Consider the following 7,800-nt stretch of genomic DNA (forward strand, 5'->3'; position numbering starts at 1 on the left):
CATTCCAAGTGCCTTATCTAAGCTTAGATATAAACCCGGAGGAAAGTCATGAGTAAAAGCTGGAGCATAACGATTACGTTTTTCGCGGTTCATCTCAGTTTAATTTTTTTCCTATATCCAGAGAACATGATCGAAATTGCAAGATTTGGACAATGGGCGTACATATTGACAGGGTTTACGCTTGAACTTCTCTTCCTTCGATTTTATTTTAGCGGACTCGCCGCTTTCCCGGGAGAAGACTTGACGGAGATAGTTCGAAGGTACGGTATATGGACCGCAAGAATTTTGCTGTTGCCACTTGTCTTTTATTTTTTTATGAGTTTTGTGTTGTTGAACCGAAGTCATGCGGAGTTGGTGACGGTTGTTTTTTTGCCTAAGACTCCGATTTGGGCGATACTGCTAATCATGCTCGGCATCCCTTTGCAAGCAGCAATACATGGCTTAAAAGCTATAATGCGGGGGTCTGTCATCCTTATGTTTGTCGTTCTGYCTTTCATTTTATTTTCTTTAGTGACCTGTTTTCAAAACACAAATCTGAACTTTGTTTTTCCATTGAACATTGAACCGTCCTTTTGGAGGAAGGAGAGCTTCCTAACAGGAATGCTTGCCCATTCGGCTTTCTTGTTTCTAGGAATGACTTCATCAAAAATCAATTTTTCTTCCAAACGTCTCCGCTTGATGCTGTACTGTACGATGGGGGCGTTACTACCCTTGTATTTTCTTGCTAATTATATTCCATTATTGATTTTTGGTCCAGCCACGGCGGTGAGGTTTCCCTTTCCTTTTCTTAGTGCTCTGGACACAGTAAATTTGGAATGGCTTTTTGTTGACAGAATTACGATGTTTTATTTGGTCTCTACCTTATCCTTTATATTTATCTATAGCTCGATCTTACAATGGATGGTTGCAACTATGCTTGCCAAACTGTATGTTCCGATTTCCACTAAAGTTCTCTGCTGGGCGGTAACCTTGTTAGCGTATTGGGTATCGGTATCAATTCCAGATTGGGAGATGATCGAACAACTAATTATCTTGGACACTCCATTACGGCTGTACAGTATCGGGTTTATCCCACTACTAATATTTGTCGTCGGAATAACGAAGGGCAAGGGGAGGCGAATTCAATATTGAAGCGATGGACGAAAGCTTTCATTGCGATGACCACAATGCTCATGGCATTAACAGGTTGCTGGGACTCAAAGCCAGTAGATAAGCGCTTACTCCCACTTATTATGGGGGTCGATCTGGATGAAGAAAAAAACACATATATTGTTAGTTTGAGGATACCAGATCCTCTAAGTGGCAGTTTTTACTCTGCTCACGCAGAGGCCTATACGTTCAGCGAAGCACTGGACCGCATGAGGATGAACGAGGAAAGAAGCATCGACTTACTTCATGTCTCTCTTGTCTTGGTAAGCGAAGCTCTCGCAAAGAAGGGAATTGAGGACATAACTCAATATATTATGAGGGCACGCGAACTTAAATCGAAGGTTACACTAGCTGTTGTAAGAGGTAATGTCGCCAAATTGATAAGCGATCAGAGTAAGAAGCGCAAAGAAAGCAGCACAGAGATGCTGGATTTGTTCAATACGAGCGCGGGCTGGACCCCTAATATAGCGCTTACTCATGCTTGGGAGGTGTACAGGGACATCCTTTCCCCTACAGCGGATATCGTGCTTCCCATTATCAATAAGGGTACCGAAACCATGTTTCAGATGGAAGGTTCGGCATTATTTCATAATGACCGAATGGTCGGATTCATATCTTCGGACGAAACAATGCTTTATAACCTATTTCACGGCCGATTCATAAGTGGAATCGTCGAGGTCACAGAGTCTGCTAGCTTACAAATTGTAGATGCGAATGTCAAGAATCAGACTTCATGGGAAGGAGGGTCTCCGAAGATTAAAAGTACGATGGAACTGAAAGCAATCGTGTTAGAGGCAAAAGCGAAGAACGTCTTGGACAACAGGATATTAAAGCGCGAACTGGAACAGCTCCTTGAAAAGCGGTTTCAATTGCTATTCATCAAGATAAAACAGGAACATTCTGACATTCTGATGACCGGAGTAATCTTTCGAAAGAAGCTCACGCAGAGTCAAATCGATGAATGGGAGAATCAACTATTTCCTAAGCTAGTTATTGATTTTCGGACGGTTGTGGATATACGGAACACCGGGGATATAAAAATGAGGGAATAAACTGAATATTCTTTAAAATTTGTAGACATCTTTTGAAGGTAGCTTTGTGAAATAATTTCGCTTTATGTGTTCGCAACCCTCAAAAAGCCCAAGAATTAGTGAACTAGGGGTAGATTTTCGTTAATGGATTTTAATCATTGGAGTCGCTGGAACCTCCATTGATATAGGGTTGGATCCTGCGCAAACTTGTTCTTCGGGCTCTTTGAGCCTGCAAAGGATTAACTAGTATATAACATACCCTTCACTTTGTATTCACTGAGCAAGTGTACGATGGTAGTGTCCGGATGTTTTAAAATGACAACTGGTTTTATCTTATGCATCTCGGTTTATGCCAGATCACTTGAAGATTAATTGATCTCGACCATAGGGCATATTACATTTAATGAATGCTTTATGACTGATTTTCCTTTTGCTACATCAATGACAGGTTTCATTGATTTCCTCCTATTATTTCTTCGCCAGCAATCCCACTACCACTATTATTTCTTAAGTTCTCTATTACTTGGTTAATATACTAAATAGCTGATAATTAAAAAAACTCACTTGAAAGTCATTCATTCAATTAAAGAAAATAAATAAGGTGAATCTTCTTTTGGTTACAGGCTCCTCCTAAATTTCATTTTCCAATATTTAGTTCATCAAGTCTGTCTAGTTGAATATTTAATTTGATTATTGGGTTCTTATCTCTGGCTGAAATAGATTAAAGCCATTGGGTGATGCAAAATTAGATGTTTCATAGTGGCTATAGTGGCTATATTTATTGTCATTTTCTTCATGGCTGGMACTTGAAAATATCCAGATTGATTCATATATTGCCATACTTCATATGCCTGCTCAGAGCAGTTTATTGCTCCTTGTTGCATTATTGTTCTAAGCTGCGGGTTAGCAATTCCAGTGTGGCAATTATTTTCATAGTTGCCGATGCCTTATGAAGTCCAAGTAAATGTCATCAAACTGTACTGGGGACATATTTGGGCTTTGCATAGCGGGATTATCAAGCCCGTATATTGGCATGAAATCGGTAATTAACCGAAGGAGACATCATTTGTTGTCTTTGTCCATTCATGTTTTGTAATGTTTGGACGACAAGATTGTATTCACTAACCGCAAATCATTATTTGAGCTATTCTAGGATCCTTTGCATAAGGACGATATAGCTTGCATTGATAGTGGACGTCAAAATCTCATGAGCTTCCACCGTTTCGTGAGCTCCTAAATGTGCTGTCAAGTTCATTCCTCCTTCAAGAGTTGGCCGAACATAATTAGAATGCCGATCCCAATGGATTATATACAGATGATCCTTTGATGATGGAGGAACCATCCATGACGCATATTCAACTGTCATTTTGTTTATTGTAAGATTAAGGCTTATATAGCCCAATTAAAAGTGGGAGGAAATAATAAATGACAACAAGCAGAAACCATCAAGGAGCGCATGAAATAGGACAAACCGAAGAGCAGTTGAATAATCAAATTGAGGCAGCAGTTGAAATTCAAGGTGAATCCGAGATCGATGAAAACATTATCCAAGCTGCTAGTCGATCATATCAAGAAACCAAGAAAGAAACAGAATAGGAATGAATTTCGATTTAGGTAACTTTCGTAAGGCTGCCGATTGTCGACAGCCTTTTCCTCGCAGTTCATATGCAGTTCAGGCTTCATACTCACCTATACAGGCGCGGAGAGTTTCAAAAATACAATACGCTCTCCCTTACAGTTAAATGATCCTCGGAGTCACATGATATGTTCTTTTATTCCGGCTACCTAAGACCCTCTCTAAATCTTCTAGGGCGGATACGAATGGGACTTTTCTTGGCCGTATGCATATGCGACCGGAATTTCGAAATATACCGATGGCTATCAATTGGCAACCGAAAATAAGCATTTCGGATAACCAAATATAACCAACCGTGGATGAGCTAGCTTGGATACATAAGGAATGATTCCTTCTCCGAGTGTTCGGCGTACACTTTCGTTAAGGCTTGAAAAACTTAAAAAAAGTACCGACAGCTGCTAGGAAGAAATTAAGAATAACTGAGAATAAGCTTTTTTCGATTATTAAACTAGACCAAGTAGAAATAAATCCCGATCCTGTACCTGTTATTGATCCTAACCCGAATAATGCAAGTAGCCACGCCTCTTTCTTTTGATTCAATTTGCTCCCTTCTGGATAGTTTGTCCTTTCTAGCTCCTTGGTTTTTCGCAATGGCACTTTCCTATGACGTTCATTTGTCTTTGACAAAGTACGTTTTTAACAAACTACCCAAGGTGTTATACCGATGTCTTTTGCACGTAAGAAGTGAGTTAAGACTCCCAAACCGGCCGAGTGATGACGAAAATTAAGGTTTTAGATCAGTCACTTTTGTCTACATAATGAAGTTTTCTCAGGAAACGATATAATGATGGCAAATCGTACTGCGACACTAATGGATAGGGGCATGATCATGAATGAATAGCGAGAATGCAGTGGGGAAAATTAGAGACACCATGGTTCTGCTGGAAGGCGTGGACGATCTTGACGCATTAGTCCAAGCGATCGGGGATGCGGATTTTGTATTGCTAGGAGAAGCATCTCACGGCACGGCTGAATTATATACGTGGAGAGCAGAGTTATCCAAGAAGTTGATTGCCGAGAAAGGATTCTCCTTTATCGCAGTGGAGGGGGACTGGCCGTCTTGTTATACATTGAATCGTTATGTGAAACAATATGTCGGGTCTGCGTCAAACGCCCGAGAAGCGCTTCGCAATTATACCCGCTGGCCGACCTGGATGTGGGCAAACGAAGAAATTTTGCAATTTACGCAATGGCTTTATGATTACAATAAGCTTCAATTAGTAAAGAATAAGGTCGGTTTTTATGGCATCGACGTGTATAGCTTGTGGGAATCCATTGATGAAATTTTAAAGCATTTGGAAAAGACGGGTTCTCCGGAACTGGATGCAGCTCGCAAAGCTTTTGCCTGCTTTGATCCTTATGGCCGAGAGCCACAAAATTATGGGGTATCCGCCGCATTTTTATCCGAAAGCTGCGAGGAAGAGGTTGTGAAGCTGCTGGACAATCTTCAGACCAGAAGACAGCGAAGCGATAACGGTGATGAAGCGTTGCTAAGCGATGAGCTGAATGCTTTGGTCGCGGTGAATGCCGAACGATACTTCCGGTCGATGGTGCGAGGAGGACCCGATTCATGGAACGTACGGGACCATCATATGGTCGAAGCATTGGAAAGGATTAAATCATATCACGGCCAAGCAGCCAAGGCCATTGTATGGGAGCATAATACGCATATCGGCGACGCGCGGGCAACGGATATGAACGCAGATGGAATGATAAATGTAGGACAGTTGGTCCGGGAGAAGTACGGTGAAGAGCGAGTATATGTGGTCGGTTTTGGTACGCATCGGGGAACCGTTACCGCGTCCGACCGATGGGGCGGGGAAATCAAGACCATGAAGGTGCCGGATGCCCAGCAGAACAGCTGGGAGGATATAATGCATCGTGCGGGCGCCTTTGATAAAATGCTTCTTTTTGACCGAGAGGAGTCTCTCTTTGTTGAACCAGTCGGACATCGGGCGATTGGCGTGGTGTACAATTCATGGCATGATCGGGGTAACTACGTTCCTTCTATCATTTCGCAAAGGTACGATGCTTTTATTTATATCGACGAGTCGCATGCACTATCACCTCTGAAGCAGGAGGTTCTGCATATTTGAACATTCGACAAACCTATGTGTAAGGAAAAGGGATGTTTTATAACAGTAAGCATCCCATATAGCATATGGACGACATGTTTAGATTCACATACCGGTCCTAGATTGACTCGATGTAGGCTATCGTGGTCGGTCAGATACGGGATTCTTTACAGTCAACAGGCCGAAAAAATTGCAACTATTAGACTTGCAGCAAAAACATTCTCTGAAAATGACGAATAGCTGTTGCAGCGCAAGCCGCTCCTCTCGCGAAGATCCGCTGCATGTGAATCGAGCAGGAGGTGATCCTAATTGAAGGTCAGCTCAGTCGGATAAGGCCCGAATGATAAATATTCCGGGTTATAAATGTTTCTTGGCATGATGCTATCACATACGATGAATTGAAGAATAGTATTCTAAAAAGAACGTGGTATCAAACAAAGCATGTCCCGCTGAGGAAACTGCAACGACAACGCCGTCATTGAGAAATTTTTGGTATCTTGAAATCTGAATTCCTTTATTTAAAGGGGTTTGAAAGTATCGAACATTTTAAACAAGAGATCTACACATGCATCCATTATTACAATCACAAACGGATTAAATCCAAACTAAAGGGCATGAGTCCGGTACAGTACCAAACTCATGCCCAACTAATCGCCTAGCAAAATAAACTGTCTAACTTTATGGGGTCACTTCAAATGAGATTGGTTTTTTGGTATTAGCATTATACATGATAGCTCTTAAATGTAGAATTAAGAAGCATTATCCTCGTAACAAACAAACTTCCGACTCGTCTTATTCCCATCACAACTAAACACAATCTTCTTATCTTCAACAAAAGTCTCCAGATGAACGTTCTTGCCCCAAAGCTGAACGACATGAGGCAGCGTACGCTCCACATACTTCAGATCCAATTCCATACCCTCATACTCGTGGATTAAATAAAGCTCACCCACACGATTAAAATCCCCATCCTTGACCATCAAGCTAGGAAATCCGCCGTTTACTTTCGAATAAACAAGCTGATCGCGAATTTTCTCCCACGACTTATCGGTAATTTTCCATTCAGGGCCTTTTTTCTCGAAAATGTACAGATCGAGATCATTAACCAGATCCTTCGTCAGGTAGTTGCGGATGAACGAAATATCGGAATCAAGCTCGCGTACCTCGAACATTTTTTCCCTGCCCTTGCAGGGAACGCGTCCGAAGCGTGCTTGTTCTTCCTTCGTTGGGTTATCGAAGCGTCGCTCGATATCCTCGAATATTTTTAGGCCCAGATAATAGGGATTCAAGGTATGCCGGGATGGCTGCACGACAGAAGAGTTTAGCTTAGCGAACTCAATCGTTTCATCGCTAGTCAGATCAAGCTCGCGTATGATCCGCTGATGCCAATACGAAGCCCAGCCTTCGTTCATAATCTTGGTCTCGATTTGCGGTCAGAAGTAGAGCATTTCATCGCGAAGCATAGATAGAATGTCGCGCTGCCAATCCTCCAGAGTAGGGGAGTATTCCTCAATGAACCAGATGTGATCTTTTTCTGGCCGTGGCGGAAAACGTTTGGCGTCAGCGGCCTGCGATTGAGCGGCTGATGCGGCGGCAGCTGTGCGATCCGGGTCCAGATTCCACAAGTCATCATAAGAGGAGGAAGGGATATTCCACTCCGAGCGCTCGCTGTCCTTTTGCACCATCTCGATATAACGTTTCTTATCTAATTGATAAGGCTTGATGAGCGTAGGATCGACATGCTCTTGAATGGCAAGGATCGCATCGATAAACTTCTCGACCGCCTCCGTGCCATGATCCACTTCATATTGATGAATACGATCCGCTGTAGCAGACATGCTCTCGACCATATTGCGATTGGTTACACCAAAGCGAGCGTTATTTTTGAAAAAATCACAGTGAGCGAGCA

General features: G+C 42.3%; 6 protein-coding genes and 2 pseudogenes. 5 read left to right on the plus strand and 3 right to left on the minus strand.

Features of this window, described 5'->3' with window-relative positions:
• The first annotated feature begins 48 nt into the window (after nucleotides 1-48).
• Both AC1DSE_RS25950 and AC1DSE_RS25955 read left to right on the plus strand, forming a co-directional pair.
• Nucleotides 49-1,131, plus strand: a complete 1,083-nt coding sequence (locus AC1DSE_RS25950; RefSeq protein ID WP_477528406.1) for a GerAB/ArcD/ProY family transporter — start codon at nucleotides 49-51, stop codon at nucleotides 1,129-1,131.
• 26 nt (nucleotides 1,132-1,157) lie between these two features.
• Nucleotides 1,158-2,201, plus strand: coding sequence for a Ger(x)C family spore germination protein (locus tag AC1DSE_RS25955; RefSeq protein ID WP_441886719.1), 1,044 nt, complete (start codon nucleotides 1,158-1,160; stop codon nucleotides 2,199-2,201).
• Nucleotides 2,202-2,881: 680 nt separating this feature from the next.
• On the opposite strand, the gene AC1DSE_RS25960 is transcribed toward AC1DSE_RS25955, so the two are convergent.
• A complete protein-coding gene (locus tag AC1DSE_RS25960; RefSeq protein ID WP_477528407.1) occupies nucleotides 2,882-3,124 on the minus strand; it encodes a spore coat protein in 243 nt (80 codons plus the stop codon).
• A gap of 481 nt (nucleotides 3,125-3,605) precedes the next feature.
• Between AC1DSE_RS25960 and AC1DSE_RS25965 the strand changes: the two genes are divergently transcribed.
• Nucleotides 3,606-3,776, plus strand: coding sequence for a hypothetical protein (locus AC1DSE_RS25965; RefSeq protein ID WP_441886653.1), 171 nt, complete (start codon nucleotides 3,606-3,608; stop codon nucleotides 3,774-3,776).
• Between the two features lie 400 nt (nucleotides 3,777-4,176).
• Here AC1DSE_RS25965 and AC1DSE_RS25970 read toward each other — a convergent pair whose 3' ends face one another.
• Nucleotides 4,177-4,356, minus strand: coding sequence for a hypothetical protein (locus AC1DSE_RS25970; RefSeq protein ID WP_441886650.1), 180 nt, complete (start codon nucleotides 4,354-4,356; stop codon nucleotides 4,177-4,179).
• Between the two features lie 293 nt (nucleotides 4,357-4,649).
• Between AC1DSE_RS25970 and AC1DSE_RS25975 the strand changes: the two genes are divergently transcribed.
• A complete protein-coding gene (locus AC1DSE_RS25975; protein ID WP_441886647.1) occupies nucleotides 4,650-5,912 on the plus strand; it encodes an erythromycin esterase family protein in 1,263 nt (420 codons plus the stop codon).
• Nucleotides 5,913-6,308: 396 nt separating this feature from the next.
• Nucleotides 6,309-6,550, plus strand: a pseudogene (locus tag AC1DSE_RS25980) (IS3 family transposase); the annotation flags it as partial.
• Nucleotides 6,551-6,640: 90 nt separating this feature from the next.
• Here AC1DSE_RS25980 and AC1DSE_RS25985 read toward each other — a convergent pair.
• Nucleotides 6,641-7,800, minus strand: a pseudogene (locus AC1DSE_RS25985) (SpoVR family protein); the annotation flags it as partial.

This window comes from Paenibacillus sp. 01L418 (assembly GCF_056400045.1).